General features: G+C 43.6%; 21 protein-coding genes. 7 read left to right on the top strand and 14 right to left on the bottom strand.

Annotation, left to right across the window (positions count from 1 at the left end):
- Positions 1-32: 32 nt before the first annotated feature.
- Positions 33-1,274, bottom strand: a complete 1,242-nt coding sequence (locus ACWATR_RS07005; protein ID WP_460330814.1) for an FIST signal transduction protein — start codon at positions 1,272-1,274, stop codon at positions 33-35.
- A gap of 373 nt (positions 1,275-1,647) precedes the next feature.
- Here ACWATR_RS07005 and ACWATR_RS07000 point away from each other — a divergent pair, with 373 nt between their 5' ends.
- The 3 genes from ACWATR_RS07000 to ACWATR_RS06990 all read left to right on the top strand — a co-directional run bounded on the left by ACWATR_RS07000 (position 1,648) and on the right by ACWATR_RS06990 (position 3,514).
- A complete protein-coding gene (locus ACWATR_RS07000; protein WP_069074399.1) occupies positions 1,648-1,893 on the top strand; it encodes a Calvin cycle protein CP12 in 246 nt (81 codons plus the stop codon).
- 693 nt (positions 1,894-2,586) lie between these two features.
- Positions 2,587-3,183 (top strand): DUF3177 family protein, encoded by a 597-nt coding sequence (locus tag ACWATR_RS06995; protein WP_460330811.1) that lies wholly within the window; start codon positions 2,587-2,589, stop codon positions 3,181-3,183.
- Positions 3,184-3,217: 34 nt separating this feature from the next.
- Positions 3,218-3,514, top strand: a complete 297-nt coding sequence (locus ACWATR_RS06990; protein WP_181930857.1) for a DUF7734 family protein — start codon at positions 3,218-3,220, stop codon at positions 3,512-3,514.
- A 151-nt stretch (positions 3,515-3,665) separates the two neighbouring features.
- Here the strand turns inward: ACWATR_RS06990 and ACWATR_RS06985 are convergent, their stop codons facing one another.
- Positions 3,666-4,463, bottom strand: a complete 798-nt coding sequence (locus tag ACWATR_RS06985) for a peptidylprolyl isomerase (RefSeq protein ID WP_460330808.1) — start codon at positions 4,461-4,463, stop codon at positions 3,666-3,668.
- A gap of 517 nt (positions 4,464-4,980) precedes the next feature.
- Positions 4,981-5,355: a c-type cytochrome gene (locus ACWATR_RS06980; protein ID WP_069074395.1), complete on the bottom strand. Its 375-nt coding sequence runs from the start codon at positions 5,353-5,355 to the stop codon at positions 4,981-4,983.
- A gap of 210 nt (positions 5,356-5,565) precedes the next feature.
- Between ACWATR_RS06980 and petG the strand changes: the two genes are divergently transcribed.
- Positions 5,566-5,679, top strand: a complete 114-nt coding sequence (petG, locus tag ACWATR_RS06975) for a cytochrome b6-f complex subunit V (protein ID WP_063721252.1) — start codon at positions 5,566-5,568, stop codon at positions 5,677-5,679.
- A gap of 162 nt (positions 5,680-5,841) precedes the next feature.
- Here petG and rsmD read toward each other — a convergent pair whose 3' ends face one another.
- Together rsmD and hisH are read right to left on the bottom strand one after the other, a co-directional pair.
- Positions 5,842-6,387, bottom strand: a complete 546-nt coding sequence (gene rsmD / locus ACWATR_RS06970) for a 16S rRNA (guanine(966)-N(2))-methyltransferase RsmD (protein ID WP_460330804.1) — start codon at positions 6,385-6,387, stop codon at positions 5,842-5,844.
- Positions 6,388-6,471: 84 nt separating this feature from the next.
- Positions 6,472-7,107: an imidazole glycerol phosphate synthase subunit HisH gene (gene hisH / locus ACWATR_RS06965; protein ID WP_420759404.1), complete on the bottom strand. Its 636-nt coding sequence runs from the start codon at positions 7,105-7,107 to the stop codon at positions 6,472-6,474.
- A 58-nt stretch (positions 7,108-7,165) separates the two neighbouring features.
- Between hisH and ACWATR_RS06960 the strand changes: the two genes are divergently transcribed.
- The 3 genes from ACWATR_RS06960 to ACWATR_RS06950 all read left to right on the top strand — a co-directional run bounded on the left by ACWATR_RS06960 (position 7,166) and on the right by ACWATR_RS06950 (position 9,757).
- Positions 7,166-7,687 carry a pyroglutamyl-peptidase I family protein gene (locus tag ACWATR_RS06960; RefSeq protein WP_460330800.1) on the top strand — a complete coding sequence of 174 codons (522 nt, stop codon included), beginning with the start codon at positions 7,166-7,168 and terminating at the stop codon, positions 7,685-7,687.
- Positions 7,688-7,718: 31 nt separating this feature from the next.
- Positions 7,719-9,086: a DUF3370 domain-containing protein gene (locus ACWATR_RS06955; RefSeq protein ID WP_460330797.1), complete on the top strand. Its 1,368-nt coding sequence runs from the start codon at positions 7,719-7,721 to the stop codon at positions 9,084-9,086.
- A gap of 227 nt (positions 9,087-9,313) precedes the next feature.
- The gene (locus tag ACWATR_RS06950; RefSeq protein WP_460330795.1) at positions 9,314-9,757 is read left to right on the top strand and encodes a response regulator; all 444 of its coding nucleotides are present in this window, start codon (positions 9,314-9,316) and stop codon (positions 9,755-9,757) included.
- A 70-nt stretch (positions 9,758-9,827) separates the two neighbouring features.
- Here the strand turns inward: ACWATR_RS06950 and ACWATR_RS06945 are convergent, their stop codons facing one another.
- The 9 genes from ACWATR_RS06945 to ACWATR_RS06905 all read right to left on the bottom strand — a co-directional run bounded on the left by ACWATR_RS06945 (position 9,828) and on the right by ACWATR_RS06905 (position 25,065).
- The gene (locus ACWATR_RS06945) at positions 9,828-10,313 is read right to left on the bottom strand and encodes an RICIN domain-containing protein (RefSeq protein ID WP_460330792.1); all 486 of its coding nucleotides are present in this window, start codon (positions 10,311-10,313) and stop codon (positions 9,828-9,830) included.
- Between the two features lie 481 nt (positions 10,314-10,794).
- Positions 10,795-12,126 (bottom strand): hypothetical protein, encoded by a 1,332-nt coding sequence (locus ACWATR_RS06940; protein ID WP_460330790.1) that lies wholly within the window; start codon positions 12,124-12,126, stop codon positions 10,795-10,797.
- Positions 12,127-12,221: 95 nt separating this feature from the next.
- Entirely contained in the window at positions 12,222-13,010 is a 789-nt protein-coding gene (locus tag ACWATR_RS06935; protein ID WP_460330787.1) for a class I SAM-dependent methyltransferase, read from the bottom strand.
- 226 nt (positions 13,011-13,236) lie between these two features.
- Positions 13,237-17,283: a DNA-directed RNA polymerase subunit beta'' gene (locus ACWATR_RS06930; protein WP_460330784.1), complete on the bottom strand. Its 4,047-nt coding sequence runs from the start codon at positions 17,281-17,283 to the stop codon at positions 13,237-13,239.
- 102 nt (positions 17,284-17,385) lie between these two features.
- On the bottom strand, positions 17,386-19,263 hold the full coding sequence (locus ACWATR_RS06925) for a DNA-directed RNA polymerase subunit gamma (RefSeq protein ID WP_460330781.1): 1,878 nt from the start codon (positions 19,261-19,263) through the stop codon (positions 17,386-17,388).
- A 123-nt stretch (positions 19,264-19,386) separates the two neighbouring features.
- On the bottom strand, positions 19,387-22,686 hold the full coding sequence (rpoB, locus tag ACWATR_RS06920; RefSeq protein WP_460330779.1) for a DNA-directed RNA polymerase subunit beta: 3,300 nt from the start codon (positions 22,684-22,686) through the stop codon (positions 19,387-19,389).
- Positions 22,687-23,475: 789 nt separating this feature from the next.
- Positions 23,476-24,273 (bottom strand): TatD family hydrolase, encoded by a 798-nt coding sequence (locus tag ACWATR_RS06915; RefSeq protein ID WP_460330776.1) that lies wholly within the window; start codon positions 24,271-24,273, stop codon positions 23,476-23,478.
- A gap of 214 nt (positions 24,274-24,487) precedes the next feature.
- Positions 24,488-24,784 carry a 30S ribosomal protein S20 gene (gene rpsT, locus ACWATR_RS06910; RefSeq protein WP_181930844.1) on the bottom strand — a complete coding sequence of 99 codons (297 nt, stop codon included), beginning with the start codon at positions 24,782-24,784 and terminating at the stop codon, positions 24,488-24,490.
- Positions 24,785-24,918: 134 nt separating this feature from the next.
- On the bottom strand, positions 24,919-25,065 hold the full coding sequence (locus ACWATR_RS06905) for a hypothetical protein (protein ID WP_460330773.1): 147 nt from the start codon (positions 25,063-25,065) through the stop codon (positions 24,919-24,921).
- Positions 25,066-25,089 lie beyond the last annotated feature (24 nt).

Genomic DNA, 25,089 nt, shown 5'->3' with positions numbered 1-25,089 from the left:
TAAGAGGTGATTGAACACTCAGCACTCAATACTCAGCACTCAACACTGTTTTGGCGACAAATTCCAAATGCTGAAGTGTAGGCGTGTAAGAAGGTTCTGCCACCAACAGGGCCAATTTCACCCCCACAGAAAAAGCCACCAACAGGAATATCGTTAAGATAGCGCCGAAATAGTTCAGAATCGAAGTTGGGTTTACCATACAGTCCTTCACCTCGCCCCAGACAGGAAAACATCAAAGCAGCCACGGCAGAGGGTTCAGATTCTCGTTGATCTTGATAACTTTTGAGGAGTAATTCAAGGTCTTCAGCGGAGGCTTCAGCATCGCGTAGGTGGAATTGCAGCCTTTGACCGGGACGGACGCGATCGCCAATTGCGATCGCCCCAGCTGTTGGATCGACCCCAAGAATACCACGAATTAAAAAGTCTCCTTGCTGTAAAGCCAGCTTAAATTCATCCATCGCCACACCCACAAACAAAGAGTGCTGTGCTAATATCCGTTCTTGTTCGCTGAGACTGGCAATCAAATCTCGCAACACCACTAAGGGTACTTTTTCATCTAACTCCAGAATAATATTGCGATCGGCTTTTGTGACTTGCAACGGCTTGCCAATCGGTCGGCATCCTTGGGCTACAATCGTTTCCAAAACAATATTGCCAGTCAAAGCTATACCAACAGTGCCCTCACGGTACAGGTTTTGGTGTTCTTCACCATCAGTATCGTTACAAAATAGAGCAACACGACCACCCATACCCCCACCACTAGCCTGTCCACCCACTATCACTGATCCTGGATAAGCAAAATCTAGCCCCTGCAACAAATCGTTGATTCCAGAGGCGAAAGAACTAGACAGCAAGATGAACTGGGGTGTCGGTGATGGTGGCACACCGATCAAATCAAGCCAAGCATCTGGTGAACTGTCTAAGTCAGGTAATTCTTCCGCAACAACATGAAAGACTTGAATATTCACTCCTGGAAGGTGTGCTAAAGTCAAGCTAATAGCTGGTTCAGCTTCCAACTCTTGGGTTTCTCCGTTAACTGTAGTCCCAATCACACCTCCACCACTACAGCCAATTAATATTGGCACAGAAAGTTTTTCAGCTAACAAAGGTAACAGTCGAGAATACTCACTCGTAAAAGCAGACGAAATGAATACCAGTCCAAGATCCGCTGGTGCTGTTAACGATGAGACAGCTCGTTCCACCACATCTGTAACAGCGGCTTCCAAAGAATGACGGGTTGATAGGGCATTTGCCCACTGCATTTGGTCTGCCATGAGTTTTGAGCTTCTTTCTCTTTTTAGGCTAGTAGGTTTTGATTTTTTATTTTGGGAAGAATTACGTCTTACAAGAATTGACGCCAGCCCTTTGTCTCCTCTATCCCAAGAAGCTGGGGTTATTATTCCCTAATATAGGCATCTAAATATATTGTATGATTATTTATCTATGCTACTGATTTCACAAAATCTTAAAAAATAAAGGTAAATGCATCACAAGTGCAACATTTTGCTGTATTGGTTATAAATCAATGGGCTAAAGCACTAACTGATGATCAGCTAAATGGTTAGAATAGTTAGTAATGAAGCTAAATACTGCCATTTCTTAACTTTTTCTATACTAGTATTAACAACACACAACGAGACTAAAGCAATGACCAACATCCAAGAAACAGCAAAAGGCGACATCCAAGAGAAAATCCAAGAAGAAGTGGAACAAGCGCGTACTGTCTGTGATATTAACGGTAGCAATTCACCAGAGTGTGCTGCTGCTTGGGATGCAGTAGAAGAATTGCAAGCCGAAGCTTCTCACAAACGCCAAAGCAAGCCAAAAAATTCTCTAGAACAGTATTGTGATGACAACCCAGATGCAATTGAATGCCGGGTTTACGACGACTAGAAATTGAGGCAAGTGAATTTTGTTCCTTTGGTCAGCAAGCAACCAAGATTGACCAAAAAAGACGCGAAGAGTGGGGGATGGGGTAACACGGAGAGTTGCCCCATCCCCCTTAATTATTTCTTGATAAAAAATTCCTTACTTTAGCTTGTAATATATTTTCTAAAAACAAAAAAACAAATGAATTGCCTGTGGGGACATACAAATGTACGCCCCTATAAACTTGTTTGTAAGTAAGTCGGTGCTAATATTTACAGCTATATTAAGGAATTTTAATGTAGGATGTGTTGTCGCACAGAGCAACGCAAAGTCAACAATTTAAAGTGTTTTAGCCTATGGCGTAACACACCTACGGCTAATTTATATTTCTTCGTATACATGAAATTTTTCTCGCCTACTTACTTCGGATAAATTTTGTGAAATCGTAAATGACTATGGGAATCATAACTAATTAGTACAGTATTGAGGTTAACTACTGAGCTTTATGCTTTGATTAAACTATTATCAAGAAGAATTCATGCTGAATTCAAGAGTCATAATTCAGCATGAATTGGAGTCCAACTGACTCCTGAATAAAAGGGTTTTATGCCCCGAACTTATTAAGCACTCTACAATCAGGTAATGGTATAAAAACCCACTTGATTAAGTCTGACTCCTGATGTCTGAATTCCTTTTATCTATTGTTTGAGAAAAACTATGGACTATAATATTTGGTTTCGCCCTTTCGTCTGGATTGATTACCGACTGGCAGTATTATTCCTGGTAATTATTCCGCTAATTCTTCTAATTTGGGCATTTGTGCAAAAAGCAGAAGGCATACAACGCTTATTGACTATATACTGGCGAGTATCAAGCCTAGTAGCAATCACGATTTACTTAATGATTGCCCAGTATCCAGTTGGTTTTATCTCTGGATTAATGGCTCGGATTTTGATTCCGATTTCGCTCTGGTTCTGGGTGGATCTCAATGATGAAATTGAGTATCAAACCAGTGGCTCTTTGAAATTTATTTTTACCTCTTGGCGATGGGCTATAACTGTTTATTGTATTTTGGGTACATTAGCTTCTATCCCTTTTCTGGTTTGTGCTTTTTCTGCCAGTGTACTGAAGACTGCTTATTGTAGCGTTTGGTTCGAGGCTCCGTTGTTATTTAAAGAATATTTCCATGCTAATAGTAAGGCTGAGTTCTTAGGTTTTCTTGGCATAGTTAGTTTAGTAATTTATGTGCTTTACCTAAGCTATTTTGTTCTGATTAAGCTGGGCAAGCAGGGACGCTCGGCCACACCACAGTAACCGTCTCTGTCCGCCTTACTCTTACCTCAAAACAATGAACTCTATTGGCAAACGATTGGAACAATACACTGCTAAACGCCCCCAAGAAGTCTTGCTTGTAACGGTGGAAATTGCCGATGAACAAGATACAATTGCTGTTTTCAAAGGCTTTTCCAGTTCTTTGATGCGCCCTACTGCATTTGATGCAGATGTACCAGTTCTACCAGATGGGGCAAACATCCTCAACATTGACCGAGTAGCCAGTCCTTACAATCCTGAAGCACCCCGTTATATTCAACAAGGACTATCTTGGGAAGCTATGGAACCTCTATTATCAGAAGTAGGAGTCTAAGTAAGTGATAGTCAAATGTGATTGATCGCTTCACTCAAGCTTCTCGACTTAGCTAAGTTCGCTAGAAAGCGATTCAAAAGTTACATCTTCATAAGGAATTGCGATCGCTACCTTCGGTTTTGAAGCCAAGCATGAGAGTCACCTCCCATGCTTAGGTTAAAGGTTGATCGCCCTCTCCTTGTCGTCCTTTATGCCCCTCTCCTTTTGGAGTAGACATAATTTTCTTTTGCTGTTCTTGCAGCCAAGTTTCAAAAAGTTCATTCAGCAAGCGCACTTTCATAAATTCATCCAATTGTGCTGGAATAAATTTTTCCAACCGCAAAATCACAAACCATTCAGCGATGCGGGTAGGGGGCAATATCTGACCTGGTTGACTGCTAGAGAGCATTTGCACCATTACCGGATGTAGTGCATTCAGTTCAATCGGGCCTACCAAGCCGCCTGTTTGGGCTTCTGGGCCAAGTGAGTATTCCCGCGCCAAGTCAGCAAAAGAGTTTTCTTTTGCCTGAATCCGGAAGTAGAGTTCTTGGGCAATTCCCACATCCTGGGTTCGCAGTAGGGAATAAATTACTTTGTCCAGTTTTGCTTTGGACTGAAAAAAGTAAGATTCCAGTTTATTACCCCAAGTAGCTTGCTTGAATTTTTCAATTTTTAGCTTACGAGTAGTAATAACTTCTAGTTGATCGGGAGTCAGCCCTTGATATGCTATCCAAGCCTGGATGTCTTCTTCATTTTTAAACTGTTTTTCAGCGTAAAACTGCTGTTTAGCTTGGGCTACTTCTTCAGGTGTACATTCTATTGCTAACTTGTCCGAGCTTGAGTTTTGCTCTATCGCCTCATCAATGATCAATTCCCGCTGCAACTGTGGCAGCATTTGGTAACTTGCCAGTAAGGAAATCAGTTCACTCGCTGTGATTGTACGATTACCGATTTGGATCACTTCAGTCATTAGCTTTCGGGCATCTCAAGAATATCTAGTCTGTTCAAGAAGCTATACCGTAGCCCATTTTTTAGGAGCTTTTGCCTTAATTTTACCGAGTTAGGTATGCTAACTTACTTTCCCAATAATTAAATAGTTACTTGTTAACATACTTAAAAATATACAGGTTATATGAGTTTTTATCAAAGATTCTACGCAAATACAACCAGATGTGAAGACAAGGACAAAAGACAAATGACTAATGACAGTCTCCACTACAACTCAGAAGACAAAGTTATCAGACTGAACTATGGTTCTTAGAGATAACTGTGTATTCCTAGGAGGAAGCAAGCTACGCGCAGCATCTTGCACCAGAGCGTTTGGAATTTCTTCAAGTACAAGTAGCGTGATGTGCCAAGGGCGACGCTCCTAAGTCGCTATCGAGCATCTAGAGGTCTGTTAAAAGTTTCAGAGGCTTAAAAAGCAGCACATCCTATGCTGCCTTTTCACATGAGGGATTGATGTATCCAACCAAAAATTCTTAGGTCTACAAAGACTCTAAATAGTTCAAAAGATCCGCCATTTCTTGTGCACTAGGTTGGAATTTCGGCATTGGCGGTGTTTCGCCACTGATCACTTGGTGAATCAGCCCGTACCGAGACTTGTGCTTTGAAACAGCTTGCAAACTGGGCCCCACTCGCCCGTCTGCTTCCAAGCCATGACAACCAGCACAGTTAATTTGAAAGATCGCGTGTCCTTGAATTGGGTTTCCTGTTAAGGATAGAACACTCTTGACATAAGGATCGGAGGCTTGAACCAACTGAACACCAAAAAAGCCCAAAGGGACTGCTAGCAGTATGGCCAGCGTCAATAAAACGATCCGCTGAATCAAAATTTCAGGTTTGGTAATCTGGTTATCCAAAAGGTTTGCGGTGAAAGTCTAGGTGTGCTAAAAAGTTTTCATTTCCTACACATAGCTTAAAAGTTCTTGATTGTGTCTGCAAGCACAGAAGACTATTTTCTTGTAGGCAGTCACCCTCCAAAAAGGCTGTAGGGTGCAGGATTCATACTAAATTTGGTAAAATCAAAAACAGGCAACGAATATTTAATAATTACAAAGAGGAGATTTACAGTGGTTGAACCCCTGCTATCAGGTATTGTCCTTGGTCTAGTTTTCGTCACTCTCGCCGGACTTTTTTACGCTGCATATAAGCAATACAAGCGCCCCAATCAGTTGGGGGGATGAGGGAGTGTTGAGTTTTGTTAGCGGAAGCGGGGCGTTTAGCCCGTGCTGAGATTTGAGTGGGGGAGATGATGAGGATGAGGAAGACGAGGGGGAATAATAATTGTTTACTTGCTTCCTCTGCTGCCTCATCTCCCCTTGCTCTCTGATATTCTCCCTCTCTTCTCATTCCACAATTTTGTAGAAAGTAAGTGATGTGTTGCCGTAAACTTTCTGGCGGCAAATTTCCCAAAGGGGAATCTCTGGCGGTGTCCAACCTTGTGAGGCGTGTTCAACTGCGATTTCGCCGCTAGGTGCTAAAAGTTGATGGTGAGCGATCGCTTCTAATACTGGCTGGTACAATCCACTGGCATAAGGTGGATCAAAGTAGATTCTGTCAAATTGCTTGCCTGATAAAGTCTTTAACTGCTGGGTAATATCTCCCCGTGATACCCGAAATTCTTGGTCGGTATTAGCTACCTGCTGCCAATTTTGTTGGATGGTGGCACAGGCTCGGCTCGATTGTTCAATTCCCACTACTAGGCTGGCTCCTCTACACAAAGCCTCTGCGCCCATTGAACCAGTACCGGCGCACAAATCTAGCCAGCGACAACCTGCAATTTCTCCTTGCCAAATATTAAAGACTGCCTCTCTTACCCGCGCACTAGTGGGTCTAGTTTCTTTCCCTGGTAAAGTTTTTAGCTGACGATTACCGTAAATTCTCAGGCTCATTGGTTATTAGTCATTGCTCATTAGTCATTAGTCATTGGTTATTAGTTTTAGACAAAAGACAAAGAACAAATGACAAAAAGAATATTATGCAGGAATTTTTTCGCGGACTTGAGCAACGAAATTAGACAGGATTTGCAATCCGATATTAGAGGATTTTTCGGGGTGAAATTGGACTGCCATCAGGTTTTCATGGGCGATCGCAGCTGTGATGGTTTGAGTACCGTGAGTGATGGTTGCTGCACGGATTAGCGGGTCTATTGGGTCAACATAGTAGGAATGGACAAAATACACCCAAGGATCTGATGGTAAATGCTCCCACAAAATACTTTTTGGTTGAGTCACTTCCAATTGATTCCAACCCATGTGAGGAATAGTGATGTCAGGTTCTGGACGAAACCGCCGTACTTTTCCTTTGATAATTCCCAGTCCTGGTTGGGTACCTTCGGCACTTGATTCAAAGAGAATTTGCAATCCTAAACAAATTCCTAAGAAAGGTTTACCAGATGCGATCGCTTCTTTAATCGGTTGTTCTAAACCACGCGATCGCAGGTGTTGCACTGCTGGATCAAATGCTCCCACTCCCGGCAGGACTATAGCATCTGCCTGCTCTAATTCCTTTGAAGAATAAGTAACTTTAGGAGTTGCCCCAGCTTTTTCCAAGCCTTTGCAGACTGAGTGCAAATTTCCCATCTCGTAATCTACGACCGCAATTACTGGCATTTACCTGCTCCTTGTAAATTTATTATGGAGGGTTTTTCTATTCTAAATAATATTTGTTATGAAGAAAAGAATTCTATTAACTTCTTTTGACACTTGGCTAAAAGATCAACAGTCAAATTCTTCTGATGATTTATTACTTGAAGTTAGCAAACTTGGGTTGCTACCACATCACTTAACTTTTTTACGCCAGTTACCCGTAGATGTGCAACTTGCCAGCACTCAGGTAATGGAAAAAATCAAGGCAATCCAACCTGATTACATCATCTGTTGTGGCATGGCTGCAAGCCGTACACAATTAAGTGTGGAAGCAGTTGCTAGCTGCAAAGAAATGGTTTTGCAGACAGAAGTTGATTTAGAAAAATTAGTAGCAGGAGCAGTAGCAATTCAGATTAGCCACGACTGTGGGAAATTTGTCTGTGAGGGTCTTTACTATTCAGTGTTGGAATACTTAAGCCAAAATCAACTCACGGCACGTTGTATTTTTGTTCACGTTCCGGTTCTCAATCAAGAAAATCTGATGGGTATTCTTGCCGATTTCGTATTAATTATTAACAATCTGGCACTTTCATCAAGTTGTTAATGTCTGTATGGTGAAAGAAATATCTAAGTATATGTTGCCATTGTTACTAATTTTCCCAGTTGCTCAATCAACTCCTGCTACACCACCACCTGAAGAAGTCGTGCAAACACAAGAAGTACGTCCTTTACCAGGTCAATTGGATACAGTGCCAACCTTTAATAGCAATAGTCCAGAATTGGTTTTGAAAGAAGGAATTTTACTCTCGACTTTTCCATCAGATGGCAAAAAAGTACCAACAGCGCATCTGAATTTTCCCTTTCGAGGACGATTTGATATTTTTGCCCACCATGTTGCTAAGGCTGAACCAGCAGAGAATTTGCGATCGCTCTATCTAGGGATAATTTTGCATAATCCTAGTTCGGAACCGGTGAAGGTAAATATTTGGCAAGCGGCGAGTTATTTGAGTCAACCGGATGCACCATTTATTCAATTACCATCCTTTAGCCAAAATCTTTTAGGTAAAATTTTTGCCGGGCCAGGCGATCGCGTCATGTCTGATGTACTTAGGGGAAGGCGACAAGAGATTTTTCCTGCCCAGATTGAGATTCCATCTGGGCAAAGTCAGATGTTACTAAATTTACCAATTCCTGTGCAGGGATTGACACCACCCTTAAATGGTCGGTCTACGTTCATGCGATTGCAAAGTAATGGCACTGTCTATGCAGCTAGCCTAGCGATGTTTGCACGGGAGAATCCTGATGGCAGTGAGCGATCGCCTACTTTAGAAGAGTGGCAAAATTTACTCAATAATAGTGATGTGTCTGGGCCACGCGATAAAACCCCCACTCCCTTAGAAGAAATTGGCAAGCCAAGAATTTATGGGCGTGTTGCTGGAGTGGCGGCTGGTTCACGATGGAGAGCCTTATTAGTAGATAATCCTAAAGCCAGGTATCTAACTATTCCCCAGCCTGGTCAAGTGTTTTCTTACGCTCTGAGTAGCCTGCATGGCGGTACCTTAGGAACTGGTCAAATTCAAAGTGCGCCTATGCTGGTGCGCTATCCTGACACCGCATATCGCGCTCATGGCAATTATGGGATTCAATATAATCTCAAGTTGCCACTATATAACAATACCCAAAGTCCTCAAACCGTTAGTGTATCCATACAAACACCACTCAAGGAGGATCAGTTAGTCAAACCAGGGTTACGTTTTTTTAGTACACCAGCCCGTCAAGTATTCTTCCGAGGAACAGTGCGGGTACGTTACAGAAATGACCAAAATCAGCCACAAACTCAGTTTGTACATTTAGTCCAAAAGAGAGGTCAACCAGGGGAACCGTTAGTTTTATTAAAGATGAAACCAGGCGATCGCTCTTTGGTAGAAGTAGACTTTCTTTATCCGCCGGATGCTACACCACCGCAAGTATTAACAGTGTCAACTCAAGCTGAACCTCGATAATGAGTTATGGGTAATGGGTAATAGCTTTTCTCCAATTACCTATTACCAAAAAATATTAGTCAAGTTCGTGAGTACTACAACACCATCACCAAATAGACAAAATATTAAGAAATTTAACTATATAAAAGTGCTTTTCACCCTGAGTTTGTGTATTTAGGATGAATACTTATTCCGCTCTATGGGTTGCAATAGAAATAGCAGACCATAGCACGCAATAAAGGGACGGCATGACAACCGATCAAAAAATCAACCAAGAAACTGAGTTAAATTCGCTCCAGCACCTTATTGGAACCACGATTTTACTGGTAGAAGATGAGCCAGATATTGCAGATTTACTCACCTTCATTTTGGAAGCAGCAGGTGCAGAGGTGATGGCTTTAACCGATGCAGAAGAAGCCCTTGTTTTGGTCGAATCGCTTCATCCCGATATTCTACTGTGTAATATGAAGTTGCCCGATCATGATGGAAATTGGTTAATTGAGCAAATTCGAGTGCATTCTTGCCCATCCCTAAGACAGTTGCCTGCGATCGCTATCACTTCTTATACACGGGAAGTCTCAAGTGATAAGGCTTTGAATGCTGGTTTTGATCGATTTATAGTCAAGCTTGAGAGTCCAGAAGAAATCGTAAGCGAGATTGTTTACCTGCTATCTACCGATACTTGTATGTAAATACTCGGTCTTGGAAGTGTAAAGCTAGCTGTACACTTCTACAAACTACTCAGCTGAAGCTAGCAGATTTTCAAAGACCTTTCGATAAATTCCACAATTGTCCTGAGAAATTACCACACTTAGCCATGATGGGTTTATTGTTTTCTCCATCATTGATGATATCTAAACACTTATTTGACTCTGTAAACTGTGTTCGTAAACGATAATATCCACGAGACTGAGTAGGTTGTATGCTCCAAAACTGTCCTGAGAAGTTACCACACTTAGCCATGATGGGTTTATTGTTTTCTCCATCATTGATGATATCTAAACACTTATTTGACCCTGTAAACTGTGTGCGTAAACGATAATATCCACGAGACTGAGTAGGTTGTATGCTCCAAAACTGTCCTGAGAAGTTACCACACTTAGCCATGATGGGTTTGTTGTTTTCTCCATCATTGATGATATCTAAACACTTATTTAACCCTGTAAACTGTGTTCGTAAACGATTATCAGTTGATTGAGCAATTCCCTCTTTTACTGGCGGCAAAGTAGCAGAGGCAGAAACTATCATAGCTGATAATACAATTCTCCTCAGAATTGTACTGATATTATTCGGCATGGCTAAGTAATACCTTTCATTTATAAATGCATTAATCGTACACCTTTGCTGCACACCAATAATTTTTATTTGGAAAATATTTAGCCAAATTTGAAGGCATTCTTAATTTAATTTTCTACCTTCCAACAAGTACTCTCAGTGTTGGCGACCAAGGTAACGTTACAGTATTTGGGTGTTATCTCTGCCTTTTTGATTCTGTATCAAAGGTTGGTGTTCTAAAAATCAACTTGATTGCATGAGAAAGTCAGAGAATACACTTAGAGGATGTTTGAAAAGTTTTGGGCGATTGGAAATCGCGGCTACACAAGCAAAGTCCGCCTGCGCGGACTAACACAAAATCAAACTCTTTAACCCACGTAGGTGGGTTTTGTCTGTGTAGCCGTGACTTCTAGTCGCCAAGGCTAGTAACAATTTAGACTTTTCAAACACCCTCTTAAACTTGAAAACCCTTTGCTGGCTTTTGTTGTCCCTTACCCTTTGGCTTAGTTTTGTTAACTTCTCCTAAAGCTTCCTGAAATAAGTTATGTAAATGTATGGGTACACTGGCAATGTCTGGCAACTCTGGCTCAAGAGGTTTGTGGAATTCTTGCAAAAGTGTATCCAAGTCACTTTCAAGCCTAAATTCTGGACGTTGCAAAAATGTTTGCAACACATTTTCTAATTGAGTTGGATACTGTTGTGCTAATCGATGCCAAATAAAGGCATTAATACTTTTATCTTCTAGGTAGTAGCGAACTAGTTTTTCCGCCCCTTGAACACTTTGCCAGTCGTCTGCCGATAAGATTGCTTGTACCTTACTATATGTTGGTAAAAACATTTGTCCCCAACGGGGATGAGAAAGAGCCGTTACCTGTTCTGCTTTCTTGAGTTCAGCAGGCAAATCAACCTTTGGCATCACCATTTTGCTCTTGCTGCTTTTGCTGTTAAACATCTCAGAGACGACGTTGGAATCAGCGCCGAACTCTTGTGCTGCGGCTTTTATTTCCTCATCGCCAATGCCAGCTGCTTCTGCCACTTCCGCCAGAGATTTAGAAGTATCAATTCCTGCGGCTGCAAAGGTTTTCTCAGTAATTACTTCTTGGAATTCCGCTATTTTTTTATTCAGATGGTATCCAGATAATGTGACTTCATCAGTACCAAAAAAGTCCACAAACTGCTGATGATATTTTTCTACTGACTGCCAAGCTTCTTCTAGCAAGTCTGGAGCATCGCTGTACAGATTACTTTTATAGTTTTCTTTGAAATTACCAATTGCTACAGCAAGTTTTGGTTTACCTAATTTACCCATTATTGTGTAGGGGCCAGATAACATCCAGTAGCTATCGGTAACGGGAGAAATGCGAGTGAGCAAGATTTCTCCGACTTTCAACCGAGATATTGCCTGTAATGTTTGAGTATTGTTTGGCTTGACGATGTAGGGTTTATCTGTCAACCAGTTCGTCAATTCAAAGCCATCAGGTAGAATATTCGTTATGGCAAATAAGCCAATAAAACTATGATGCCAACTATTGATCAGGTTGCGATCGCTTTCTTCTAAATCTGGATGGCTTTCGATAAACAACTCTAATGGTGACTTATCACCGACTTTCCCGCCTGTCAGAAAGCTATCGATGATTAAGTCCTGCTGTGTACTATCTCCACTTCCACGGCGTGACTGTGCTGCTGCATAAGTTTCCAGTGCTTTTGCCAGTTCGCCTTCAGCATCAAGGACAAAATCAACTAAGGCTTGCTTTAATTGGTGCGATCGTTCTAATATGACATCCACAAGTTAATCTCTCAGTGCAACAGATGTAGATTATAGCGTTTGAGAGAATTTCAGCATCTAGCAATAGCTAGATTTATGCTCACAAAACAAGCAGCCTAACTTTTAAAAGCCACAAATTCAATGTTAGTTCCAATGTATTTAAAGGGCGTGTTTTCACTCAGCCATTGGTCTACAGATTCAAAAACGTGGTAATTGGCGTATGAAACACTATTTTTAGGTAGAAGTTGCCGATGCCAAAGGTCAAGCAGTTCAAAGTTGCTTTGCTTGAGGAGGTCTTTTACCATCTTTTTGGAATACAAGCGGTCGTGATAAAAGTCTCCCCGCAAATGAGCTAAACGCTGAGTCCAAGAAAAGTAGTATGGAAGGAAAAAACAAAAGAAAAGACCCTCTGGTTTTAACACTCGATGAATCTCACCGAGAGAAGCAAGATCATTAGGAACGTGTTCAAGGACTCCAAAACTTAAGACGACATCAAAGCTTGCATCGTTGAAGGGAAGTAAATAAGGATCTTCTAGAGGAACAACCGTTAGGGATGCTTTCTCTATAATGGGTGTAGTCTGACCAAAAGCTGAGTCACCAGTACCAGTACCGCGCACATCACAACTGGTTATTTGGACATCCATTTCACGCATTAGAAAGGAAATATGCCCTTTACCACACCCCCAATCAAGAACGCGTATCTTATTTGAGCTTGTCTTAAACCAATACTCAGAAAAAACTTTTACGTAGTCTGTCAGATAAAGAAAAATATTGTGAGAGGCTGGGTTTCTTAAGAAGGCATGGGTATCTATATTTCCTGCTAAGTTAATGACTTGCTGATTTAGAGGTAAGCGTTTTTGGAAATGAGTCCGTCTTAAATCAACCAACCTTTCGCGATTGTGCATGGAATTACTGGCTTTTTTAAAGTTCGTGTTATTAAATAGTTACAAGCTTTAGATAAGTTTAGTAGTATTGATTGCTGGCCTTGTCAAGGAGTGAGATAGTTTTTTTATGAGTAATCGAGCAGACTCCTAATGAAACGTGGTTTATTACTGTCTTAACAGTCATAAACCACGTACTAAGCTTGATATTACCTTTTACCTTTTAATAGAGACACGAAATTTCAAGTCTCTATTCATCGTCGAAATCATCTTCGTCGTCTTCCTCTTCTTCCTCATAATCGTCGTCGTCTGCTACTTCATCGGCGATTAATTCATCTTCGTCATCTAGAACTGACCTTTCTGCACGTCTGCTGCCAAAACCAGATTCCCCAAGAGTTGGAGAATCTAAATTATAGGTGCGAGCTGTGCGGTCATCTAAGACCATATCCAAGGGATCATCAACTTCATCTAAGACACTACTGCTAATCTCAGCAGCATAATCATCGATTGCTCCTGGTTCTTCATAGGTATTGTAACCAGTACCAGCCGGAATCAATCGCCCGATAATCACGTTTTCCTTTAATCCGCGTAGCCAATCAGATTTGCCTTCAATAGCGGCTTCAGTAAGTACCCGTGTTGTCTCTTGGAAGGATGCGGCGGAAATAAAGCTGTCGGTGTTCAAGGATGCTTTAGTGATCCCCAATAATACTGGGGTATACTGTGCCCGCGCACCGCCTGTAATTGCCATAGCTTCGTTCACCTGCTCAACTTGGCGCAATTCCACCAATTCGCCCGGAAGCATGGTGGTGTCACCACCATCATCAATCCGCACTTTGTTGGTCATCTGGCGAACAATCACTTCAATGTGCTTATCGGAAATATCAATCCCTTGAGACTGATACACCATTTGCACTTCATTCACCAAGAAAGTCTGTACCTTCTGCAAGGCAATGCTGGCACAAGCATAGATTCCATCTTCGGAACCCAGGCTAAAGAAGATTTCCAAAATTTCGTGGGGATTGGATGGGCCATCAGTCAAGGGTTGTCCGGCCAAAACATAAGATCCATCGGGGACAATTAAATTTTGTCCTGGCCCCAGAGGATAATCTGTGACCACGCCATTTGATTCTACGACCTTGATGGCGATCGCTTCATCACCATCGCCGTAAACTACCTTAACTTCTCCTCCCCGCCGGCATAGAATGCACGCTTCTTTCGGTTTCCGAGCTTCAAGTAGTTCCTCAATCCGGGGCAAACCTTGAATGATATCTCCGGTTTTGGCGCGTTCAAACACCAGCAACACCAAGTTATCACCCCGTTGTACTAAATCGCCGTCTTCTATCTGCAACACAGCACCAGGGCTGACTCGATAAGGGCGACCGATGCGGGTAGTAATAACGTAGTTTTTAGTACTCAAAGCTGACTCCCCACCAGATGCAGCAGCGGCACTCTTGATATCCACCACTTGCCCTGATTCTGGGGCAAAAACTCCAGGAGCAACTTCTGTACCTTCTACTAGCAAGTCACCCACTTTCACCTTGGGCTGAGTACTAGTATTAATGGGAAGCCTGTCAGCGTCGCGCAACACCAAACAGCGACGCACGTTTTCGGTTCCTTTTTTAACGCCCCGCACTTCTCCACCTTCTTTACACAAGATTTGGGTACGTGCGACCACAGAACCGGGGGCAATGGTTAACCCATCATGTACCTCAAGTGTTGTCTGGGTGCTACCTTGAGTAGCATCGGCGGTAATGTCTCGACGAATTACCAAGGATTCCAAAATCACCAGTTGTAAACGTTGAACTTCTGGGTCTTCAGTATCCTGAACCAATTCAATATCTGCTGCTAAGGGTGAGGCATTGTGGTCTTGTTCCCCTTCTTGCTCAATTTCCAGCACAAGCTGGGTTCGCAGCAGTTCCACACCTTCAACAGATTTGACGCGTTCTGAATCTTTGTAAGGCAGTCTTTGCACAGCTCGCAACTGAATTGATCGCCCAGTTTCTTGACTTACCGATGTGGTTGATGGCACATCTGGATTATCCGGTACGGCAAACTCAACTACTGGACGACTCAACAGGGCGGGCCCTTCTGGTGTTTCTACATACTGGATATAACGCAATTCCGTAGCAACATTGCCTTGGAATTCCTCACCTGGTTGGATGAAGGTGTTATCTCGTCCGATAACTGATTCTGGATCGTCCACCATCAGTAGTTCCCCTGGCTTCACCACCACTTCCCGCAGGATGTCGTTTTTCTGGGTAACTTCTATCACACCACTGTTTTGGCAGAAGATATCTTTTACTACCTCAGTGCCAGCTTCTACAAACTGACCATCTTCCACCAACAGCAAGGAGATATCTTTATTAACTTCGTGGCTTTCTTCAGGAATCCACAACAGAGTACCGCCTTGCACGACTTCATAACCCAGCTTGGCTTTACCTTTTTTCTGGACTTCAACACCCGCGAATTTCAGGAATCCACCAGTGGTTGTGCGATAGCGGTCATCAATTAACTCAGCTACCACTTGACCATTTTGCACTTTTGTGCCTGGTGTAGCTCGGAGGTTAAATACTTGGTTGTTGCCAGTGGAGACTAAGTAGTTATTGCGACCTTGGGAACTTTGGACTGTCACCGTTGCCTGGTCTAGGACTACAGAAGCGGTGATAATCTCAATTTCTCTGGTACTCTTACCTGGAGTAGCTTCGGGCAAGCGCACCACACCGCCGTGCAAACTAGTTAACTTAGTTTCAGCTAAAACTCCATTAGAAGCGATCGCATCACCATTTTTCACCACCAATTCTGCACCAGGCGGCAAGTTGTAAACTTCCCCAGACAAAATCCAAATCAAGCCACCGCGTGCGGCTGTGGTTGTGGTATTACCTTGACGGTCAGTTTTTTGTTCTGGAACAACTTCGGCAAATTGCACTTCCCCTGCTAAGTCAGAAGCAACATCTTTAACTGCTTTTTCTGTATTAGTTCGAGTTGTCCGTCCACCGAGGGCAACCTCTGCCAATAACTGACCTTGTTTTACTTTATTTCCATCAAATACATATAGTGTTGAACCTTGGGTAAGATGAACCTCTTGGTTATCTGGAGTAACATCACCTACTTTTGTTGGTTCCAAAAGCATGATGCCATTAGCTTCAACATAGAGGGCATCTTCCCCGTGGCGGGTACGATATGTTCTAGTCTTCAGTTTGCGAGGAAGCTTGACAGTCCCATCAATTTTGGAACGAACTTGTTGCGCCACTTCTCCAGTAAACACCCCACCTGTGTGGAATGTCCGCATGGTTAACTGAGTACCAGGTTCGCCGATACTTTGGGCGGCAATAATCCCCACAGCTTCGCCCAAATCTACCATCTTGGCGTGTGCCAAACTCCAGCCGTAGCAGTGTTGACAGACAGAACGTGCGGCTTCACAAGTTAGTGGCGATCGCACCACAACTTCTCCCACCCCAGATTCTTCGATTTTCTTCGCCAAATCCTCAGAAATTGGGGAATTGCGGGCTGCAATCAATTCTTTTGTTACCGGATGCATGACATCTTCGCCAATTACCCGTCCCATCAAGCGTGTCGCCAGAGGAATCAAGGTTTTGGCCCCTTCTGTCATTGGTCGAATGGCAAGACCTCTGGTGGTGCCGCAGTCAAATTCCCGAATAATCACATCCTGGGATACGTCTACTAATCGGCGAGTCAGATAACCAGAGTCAGCCGTCCGCAAGGCAGTATCCACCAATCCTTTTCTGGCACCGTAAGACGAAATAATATATTCCGTTACAGTCAGTCCTTCACGGAAGTTGGTTTTGATCGGCAAATCGATAATTTCCCCTTGAGGATCTGCCATCAGTCCCCGCATCCCCACCAATTGCCGCACTTGAGAGATGTTACCCCGTGCCCCGGAGAATGCCATCATATATACGGAGTTCAGGGGATTAGTTTTCTTGAAGTGAACGACGACTTCATCTTTCAAGGCTTCACTAGTACCGTTCCAAGTATCAATTACCTTTTGGAAGCGCTCTACTTCAGTGATTTCTCCCCGTTGATAACGGGTTTCAGTAGCACGAATTTCTTCCTCGGCTGCTTCTAAGAGTAATCGCTTAGTTGGTGGTATCATCAAGTCATCTACACTGATGGAAACCCCTGCTTTGGTAGCGTAGCGAAATCCCAAATCTTTCAATTTGTCCGCCATCACTGCGGTTCGCGCTGTACCATAATTCGTAAAGGCCCAAGAAATTAATTTTTGCAGTTGACTTTTGTTAACTACGCGATTGCGAAAAATCATTTTTTCGTTAGTCATTAATCATTAGTCCTGAGTCATCAATAATTAATAATTCGTAATTCGTAATTCGTAGTTCGTAATTCATTCTTCAATTACGAATTACGAATTAGAAATTACGAATTAACTTGCTAGTGCTTCCTGAATGGCATTGTTGTAAATAACGCGGCCAGGAGTTGTGTATATATACTGTGAAAGTACATTGCCTTTAGCGTCTTGTCTGACTCGACGGAACTTATAGAGTAATGTGCGAGTACCATCCTCGTTTTCCGTCACTTTCAGCGGTTCTGTATCCGGTTGGTCTGATTCTATTTCACCGTCAAACCTGACGTAAATATAGGTGTGCAAGTCAATTTGATCTTGCTGGAAAGCCATAATTACGTCCTCCAGCGAAGAATAGTAATTTCCTGCCCCTTTTGTTGCACCAGGATTTTCTGCTGTTAAATAATAGGCTCCCAACACCATATCTTGACTGGGTGTGATGATGGGTTTACCCGTGGCTGGTGACAAAATATTGTTAGAAGCCAACATCAACAACCGCGCTTCAGCCTGACTTTCTAACGACAGAGGGACGTGTACCGCCATTTGGTCGCCGTCAAAGTCGGCGTTAAACGCTGGACAAACTAGAGGATGCAGTTGAATCGCTCTACCTTCTACTAAAATCGGTTCAAAAGACTGAATACCTAAACGGTGCAATGTTGGTGCCCGATTTAGCATTACAGGGTGTCCTTCAATCACCTCTTCCAGCACATCCCAAACACTGGGATCATTGCGGGATATCAGCTTTTTCGCAGCTTTGATGTTATTTACCATACCGCTACGAATCAGGCGGTTAATCACAAATGGTTGAAATAGCTCAATTGCCATTTCTCTAGGCAAACCGCACTGGTGAATTTTCAGCTTTGGCCCGACTACAATAACTGAACGTCCAGAGTAGTCAACCCGTTTACCTAACAAGTTTTGTCGGAAACGTCCTTGCTTACCCTCAATAATGTCAGACAAAGATTTTAGGGGTCGGTTATTTGCCCCTACCACAGTGCGTCCCCGACGACCATTGTCAATCAAAGCATCCACTGCTTCTTGCAGCATCCGCTTTTCGTTCCGCACAATAATCTCTGGTGCCAAAATTTCTTGCAAGCGTGCCAAACGATTGTTGCGGTTAATTACCCGCCGATACAAATCATTCAAATCGCTAGTGGCAAAGCGTCCGCCATCTAGTTGCACCATAGGGCGCAAGTCGGGGGGAATCACGGGAATAACTGCCATTACCATCCACTCTGGTTTGGAACCAGTGGCGATAAAGTTGTCAATCACCCGCAGTCGCTTAATTAGCTTGGCTCTCTTTTGCCCCTTGGCATTGCCAATTTCTTCGCGTAGGCTTTCGGCTTCTTGCTCTAAATTGATATCGGCAAGCAAACGCAATAGCGCTTCAGCACCAATACCTACCTCTACGCCTTGCAGCACAGAATCTTCGCTATAAATTTGGTCTTCTATTTCCAACCACTGGTCTTCACTCAGTAGCTGTTTGTAAGTTAAAGTTTCGGCATTACCTGCACTCAGGACAACATAAGAGTTGAAATAGACAATTTGCTCGACATCCCGCAATGGCATATCCAACAGGATGGAAATATAGCTAGGAATGCCCTTGAGATACCAAACGTGAGCTACTGGTGCGGCGAGTTTAATATAGCCCATGCGGTGGCGACGCACCCGAGACTCGGTGACTTCTACCCCACAGCGCTCACAGACAATACCTCTATGACGAACTCTTTTATACTTACCACAATGGCATTCCCAATCTTTCGCGGGGCCAAAGATGCGTTCACAAAACAAGCCATCCATTTCTGGCTTGAGAGTTCGGTAATTAATCGTTTCTGGCTTGGTAACTTCACCGACTACTTGACCATTAGGCAATGTTCTTTCGCCCCACTGCCGAATGCGTTCGGGGGAAGCCAAGCCGATTTTTACGTAGTCAAACTGATTAGTTTGGGCTGGTCTCATACTTAAGTGCTGAGTTTCGAGTTATGAGTTTTGAGTATATTTAGTTTTACAACATTGGGAACGGGGCATTGGGCATTGGGCATTTTTCCCATTCTCTATGCCCGATGCCCGATTCTCTAATTCTTATTCGTCATCTTCCAACGATTCGCGGGAAAGAGATTCATAAGTTGGTCGAGGAGGTGTGCGACGGGCTGATTGGTCTGCCATCAAATCGACTTCCACATCTAAGGAACTACCGTCTGCTTGGGTTTCTACCTTGTGTACGGCAATATCTAACCCTAATGATTGCAACTCGCGCATTAGCACCTTAAAGGATTCTGGAGTTCCAGGACGAGGAATTGCCTTACCTTTAACGATCGCATTTAACGCTTCATTCCGTCCTTGCATATCGTCAGATTTAACTGTGAGCAATTCCTGTAAGGTGTAAGCGGCACCAAAGGCTTCCAATGCCCACACTTCCATTTCTCCAAACCGTTGACCACCTTGTTGTGCTTTACCACCCAAGGGTTGCTGAGTAACCAGCGAGTATGGGCCTGTAGAACGGGCGTGGATTTTATCATCCACCAAATGCACCAGCTTCAGCATATAAGCCACACCGATGGTAATTGCTCGGTCAAAGGGTTCACCTGTCCGACCGTCATACACCATGATTTTGCCTGGGTTATCTGGGTTATATACCCAGTCTTTCCCTGTTTCGTCCCGTGCTTCTTGCAATTTGCCATGCACGATTCGGCGAGATGTCTCTTCACCGTACATTTCATCAAAGGGAGTAATCTTAAATCGTACTCCCAAGGTCTGACCAGCCCAACCCAAGAGGCATTCAAATACTTGTCCAACGTTCATCCGACTGGGTACGCCCAAGGGGTTAAGTACAATGTCCACTGGTGAACCATCGGGCAAATAAGGCATATCTTCCGCTGGTAATATCCGAGAAATAATCCCTTTATTACCGTGGCGTCCTGCCATTTTGTCGCCAACTTGGATTTTGCGTTTTTGGGCAACGTACACCCGGACTACCATATTGGCTCCCGGTGGTAGTTCATCACCTTGTTCACGAGTAAACAAGCGCACATCAACTACGCGACCTTTTTCACCATTTGGTACTCGTAGAGAATTGTCCCGCACATCCCTCGCTTTTTCACCAAAGATGGCACGCAACAGTTTTTCTTCTGGCGGTTGGTCAGATTCACCCTTGGGTGTGACTTTTCCTACTAAGATATCACCAGCTTCTACCCATGCCCCAATGCGAATGATTCCCTGTTCATCCAACTGACGCAAGGCATCTTCACCGACGTTGGGAATTTCTCTGGTGATTTCTTCTGGCCCCAGTTTTGTCTGTCTGGCTTCAATTTCATATTTTTCAATGTGAATTGAGGTGTAGACATCATCCTGTACCAGTCTTTCAGAAATTAAAATTGCGTCTTCGTAGTTGTAGCCTTCCCAAGGCATATAGGCAACGACGATATTTTGTCCCAGTGCCAATTCACCGCCCTCGGTGGAGGAACCATCAGCCAATACCTGACCAGCAACAACTCGTTCACCAATGCGGACAAGAGGTTTCTGATTTAAGCAGGTATCTTGGTTTGAGCGTTGGTACTTGGAAAGGGTGTATTTAATTTCGGAGGTATTAGGCTTAGGACGGACGCGAATTTCTGTGGCATCCACATAGGTGACATCACCATCGGTGCGCGATACAATCACCATCCCGGAGTCTCTTGCTCCTTGCGCTTCCAAACCAGTACCCACCAGAGGACGTTCTGGCTTAAGCAGTGGTACTGCTTGCCGTTGCATATTCGATCCCATCAGCGCCCGGTTAGCGTCATCATGCTCCAAGAAGGGAATCATGCTGGTCGCTACTGATACAATTTGTACGGGAGATACTGCTACGTAGTCCACCTGTTCTGGTGTTGTGGTGGAAAATTCTTGGCGATAGCGGACTGGCACTAGTGGCCCAATAATGTGCCCGGTTTCATCTACAGGAATATCCCCAGGAGCAACCCGCAAATCGTCTTCTTCATCGGCTGTCATGTAGGCTGGAGGCAGGTCAAATCTGACTCGCCCATTTTCTACAGGTCTAAATGGTGTTTCGAGGAAGCCGTACAGGTTAACCCGCGCATGGGTTGCTAAGGAGCCAATCAATCCGGCGTTAGGACCTTCTGGTGTCTCAATGGGGCAAATGCGTCCATAGTGACTAGGATGAATATCTCGCACGGCAAAACCAGCGCGTTCACGGGTTAAACCACCAGGGCCAAGGGCACTTAGACGGCGTTTGTGGGTCAGTTCTGCTAAAGGATTGGTTTGATCCATGAACTGACTTAATTGGCTGGAACCAAAGAATTCTTTAATTGCTGCTACTAATGGTTTGGGGTTCACCAAAGAAGCGGGGGTTAGCACTTCGGCATCGGATACAGTCATCCGTTCCCGAATGATTCTCTCTAAGCGGTTTAAGCCCACCCGCACTTGGTTTTGCAGCAATTCCCCGACGCTTCTCACTCGGCGGTTGCCTAAGTGGTCAATGTCATCGATATTACCGATGTCATATTCTAGGTTAATTAGGTAATCTACGGCTGCCAAGATATCGCCAGCAGTCAACACCCGCATTGTGTCGGGAACAGAAAGGCGCAATTTCTTATTGAGTTTGTACCTTCCAACGCGACCAAGGTCATAACGTTTCGGGTCAAAGAAACGAGAGTCTAGAAGTTGTTGTCCACCTAACACTGTGGGTGGTTCACCAGGACGCAGTTTCCGATATAACTCCATAAGGGCTTCTTCTTCAGAAAACTGCCCTTCTTTTTCGATGGTTTTTTGGAAATATTCTGGGTGGCGTAAGGCGTCAAAGATTTCGTTATCTGATAGCCCTAAAGCTTTTAGAAGTACCTGCGCTGATAGTTTGCGGGTTTTGTCGATGCGTACCCAAACTAAATCGTTACGGTCTGTTTCAAATTTCAGCCATGCTCCTCGGTTGGGAATTAAGCTAGCTGAATAAGTACGTCGCCCGTTTTTGTCTATTTCTGATTTGTAATAAACGCCTGGCGATCGCACTATTTGGTTGACAATTACCCGCTCGGCTCCGTTAATAATAAACGTGCCGCGATCGGTCATCAAAGGCAAATCACCAATGAATACCTCTTGCTCTTTGATTTCCCCGGTTTCTTTATTAATTAAACGTGTGGGAACATACATTTGGACAGCATAGGTGCTGTCCCGCCGTTTGGCTTCTTCGACGCTGTACTTTGGTTCTTTGAGTTTGTAGTTATGACCTAAAAAGTGCAGTTCTAATTTGCCCGTATAATCTGTAATAGGACTAAAGGAGTTAAGTTCTTCTATCAGCCCTTCTTCCAAAAACCAGCGAAAGCTTGACCGCTGGATTTCAATCAAGTCGGGCAATAGAAAGGCGGGTTCCATATATGTTTCTTTAGTCATGCCTCTACCTTTGTCAACCTGGTTAACTTTTCCCTTGGACACTGCTCTTTAACGCTTCCCACTGCTAGCCAGTGTCCTTAGCTGTTTGGGAACTTTTTCTTACACACTTGTTGTTTACAGGTGTGGGCAAACGCAGCGATTAAAGCTGGCTGGAATTAGCTTTTTGACAACGGAGTAATCGCTCTTAAATAGGAAATGTGGGAGCAGAGGAGCAGGAAAGAAGTTACTGAAAGTCTTTCCACTCTGCACCCCACGCCTCATGCCTAATCCCCATTTCAAAAAGAATATACTGAGATATTCCTGAGTTTGATCTACTTTCCTCACTTCCCCTCCAAAAAGCGCGTTAATTTGCTGACGCAGCTCCATTCGGTGTGTCTTAAATTCACCCCGCTGTTTATACTCTCAGTGATATCCTCGATATCCTAAGATTGAGGGAATGATCCGTACCTTGTTGGCTTTGAATCAGAATCACTTTATTTTGCTGAATTGTACTCACAAGGCAATTTTGTTTAACGATTTTCAATAGGTTCAATACACACCAAGCTGATGTTGTGCAAAAGTCTAGCTCAATTTGGATTGGCACGGTTAGTCATGTGTGGAGAGCATCCGCTTGTCTTGTAGAGATTGGGAGGATGGCCAAGCCATAACAGCACGGAAAATTCAGACGAAAAGTTTTAGGTTCCTTCCTTTATCATTATGGCGCAAGCAAAATGTTTTTGAGGGAATAATATTAGCATATTTTTGTCCCCCTAGAGTTATATTTTTTTTAGCACAACTTAACAAAATATACTAGGGCACACCTGATATTGACAGACCGAATAATTCACAGGCATTTTGGGTGGTTTGATGGGCGATCGCCTCTACCGTTTCCTGACGCAATTTAGCTACTTGCTCTGCTACATAAAGCACGTAAGCAGGTTCGTTGCGTCTCTCGCCCCGTTTCGGAACTGGGGATAGGAAAGGACAGTCTGTTTCAATCAGTAGGCGATCGCTACTCACCATCGCAGCTGAGGATTGGATCGCTTTGGCGTTTTTGAACGTTACCGTTCCGCTAAAGCTGATGTAAAAGCCCAAATCCAGAAACCATTGAGTTTCTTCTGGTGTTCCTCCCCAACAATGCATGACACCCCGCACTCTTTCTCCTTTGAGTTTCCGCCATTTTTGCAGCACTTCTTTAGTTGCGACAGCAGCATCGCGGCAGTGAATAATCACTGGTAAGTTGAGTTCAGATGCGATCGCCAACTGTGACTCGAACACCATGTACTGTTGCTCGTAGTTATCAGCTTTGTAAAAATCCAGCCCCATTTCCCCAATTGCTACCACATTCGAGTCAGAACTGGCTAAAGTTTTGATTTTCTCGGCTGTCTCGCTATTCCATTTATCAGCATCTAAAGGATGTAATCCAACAGCAAAGCTGATTTCGGGAAACTCTTGGGCTATGGATTGAATACTGGAAAACTCCTCTGGGTGAACACAGGAATGTACTAAACGCACTACACCTGCTTCTTGCCATCGCGATCGCACTGTTGCTAAATCCGGCTGAAAACTATCAAAGTTGAGATGTACGTGTGTGTCTATCAGTTGCATCTTTTGTCCTTTGTTGTTTGTCCTTCGTCATTTGTTTCCGGAGTTTTGTACCCCGTTGGGGATCATGGAGGAAGACATATCGACGAAACTCTGCAAATAGCTTGCTTCCCGTTAAGGGTAAGCGGACTCGCTAAAGCTTCGCTATCGTTGAAAGTCGGCGCTCAGACTTCTTTTGTTGTTTTGTGACCAATGACAAAGGACAAATGACCAATGACTACTCAGCTGTTTGTGTGAGGGGTTTTAGTCTGTGAGCCAATCTTGACTTTTTCCTTGCCCCATTATTGGGATGAAGGACACCCCGTTTGATCGCTTTATCGATTTTGCCGTAAGCCTCGGATAACCGAGCTTGTGCTTCTTGTTTTAATTCTGGGGTAGGATTAGCTGTACAGGCAGCTACAGCATTAAAGTATTTCTTCATCAGCGTCTTGACTGCTGATTTGTAAGCTTTATTACGCAGTCGGTTACGTTCTGCGATTTCGGCACGCTTGAGAGCAGACTTTGTATTCGCCACAGTCAATTCCAAAAATACTATTAATTATGTACACACACTACTAGACTTACTAATATAGCATCCAAATTGCCAATGTTATAATTTCCTAAAAAAATTCTCTTTAAACACACTGGCTACCAAGAGTGTATGCAAGATTAGCCAGCATCCGCAACTTCCAATTGTAAATTAGCGGGTCGTGCCCAACGCTTTTCGTCCTTTGCCCAAAAACTTAAGAACCAGCATTGCAGTGGACTATCTATACTTTCTTGAATACCTGCCCTGGAAAGGTGGGGAGTGGGCATTGGGTATGGGGCTATTTTTCCCCA

It is taken from the genome of Nostoc sp. UIC 10890 (assembly GCF_054786515.1).
The sequence above is the reverse complement of the archived record's forward strand: the minus strand, read 5'-3'. Positions and strand labels throughout refer to the sequence as shown.

Excerpts from the sequence above, each read along its gene's own strand:
- ACWATR_RS06945 (WP_460330792.1), bottom strand. The coding sequence starts at position 10,313 with ATGATAGTTTCTGCCTCTGCTACTTTGCCGCCAGTAAAAGAGGGAATT.
- ACWATR_RS06990 (WP_181930857.1), top strand. The coding sequence starts at position 3,218 with ATGAACTCTATTGGCAAACGATTGGAACAATACACTGCTAAACGCCCC.
- ACWATR_RS06925 (WP_460330781.1), bottom strand. The coding sequence starts at position 19,263 with ATGAGACCAGCCCAAACTAATCAGTTTGACTACGTAAAAATCGGCTTG.
- ACWATR_RS06985 (WP_460330808.1), bottom strand. The coding sequence starts at position 4,463 with ATGACTGAAGTGATCCAAATCGGTAATCGTACAATCACAGCGAGTGAA.
- hisH (WP_420759404.1), bottom strand. The coding sequence starts at position 7,107 with ATGCCAGTAATTGCGGTCGTAGATTACGAGATGGGAAATTTGCACTCA.
- ACWATR_RS06950 (WP_460330795.1), top strand. The coding sequence starts at position 9,314 with ATGACAACCGATCAAAAAATCAACCAAGAAACTGAGTTAAATTCGCTC.
- rsmD (WP_460330804.1), bottom strand. The coding sequence starts at position 6,387 with ATGAGCCTGAGAATTTACGGTAATCGTCAGCTAAAAACTTTACCAGGG.
- ACWATR_RS06995 (WP_460330811.1), top strand. The coding sequence starts at position 2,587 with ATGGACTATAATATTTGGTTTCGCCCTTTCGTCTGGATTGATTACCGA.
- rpoB (WP_460330779.1), bottom strand. The coding sequence starts at position 22,686 with ATGACTAAAGAAACATATATGGAACCCGCCTTTCTATTGCCCGACTTG.
- ACWATR_RS06935 (WP_460330787.1), bottom strand. The coding sequence starts at position 13,010 with ATGCACAATCGCGAAAGGTTGGTTGATTTAAGACGGACTCATTTCCAA.
- ACWATR_RS06915 (WP_460330776.1), bottom strand. The coding sequence starts at position 24,273 with ATGCAACTGATAGACACACACGTACATCTCAACTTTGATAGTTTTCAG.
- ACWATR_RS07000 (WP_069074399.1), top strand. The coding sequence starts at position 1,648 with ATGACCAACATCCAAGAAACAGCAAAAGGCGACATCCAAGAGAAAATC.
- ACWATR_RS06955 (WP_460330797.1), top strand. The coding sequence starts at position 7,719 with ATGTTGCCATTGTTACTAATTTTCCCAGTTGCTCAATCAACTCCTGCT.
- ACWATR_RS06960 (WP_460330800.1), top strand. The coding sequence starts at position 7,166 with ATGAAGAAAAGAATTCTATTAACTTCTTTTGACACTTGGCTAAAAGAT.
- ACWATR_RS06930 (WP_460330784.1), bottom strand. The coding sequence starts at position 17,283 with ATGACTAACGAAAAAATGATTTTTCGCAATCGCGTAGTTAACAAAAGT.
- ACWATR_RS06905 (WP_460330773.1), bottom strand. The coding sequence starts at position 25,065 with ATGCCCACTCCCCACCTTTCCAGGGCAGGTATTCAAGAAAGTATAGAT.
- ACWATR_RS07005 (WP_460330814.1), bottom strand. The coding sequence starts at position 1,274 with ATGGCAGACCAAATGCAGTGGGCAAATGCCCTATCAACCCGTCATTCT.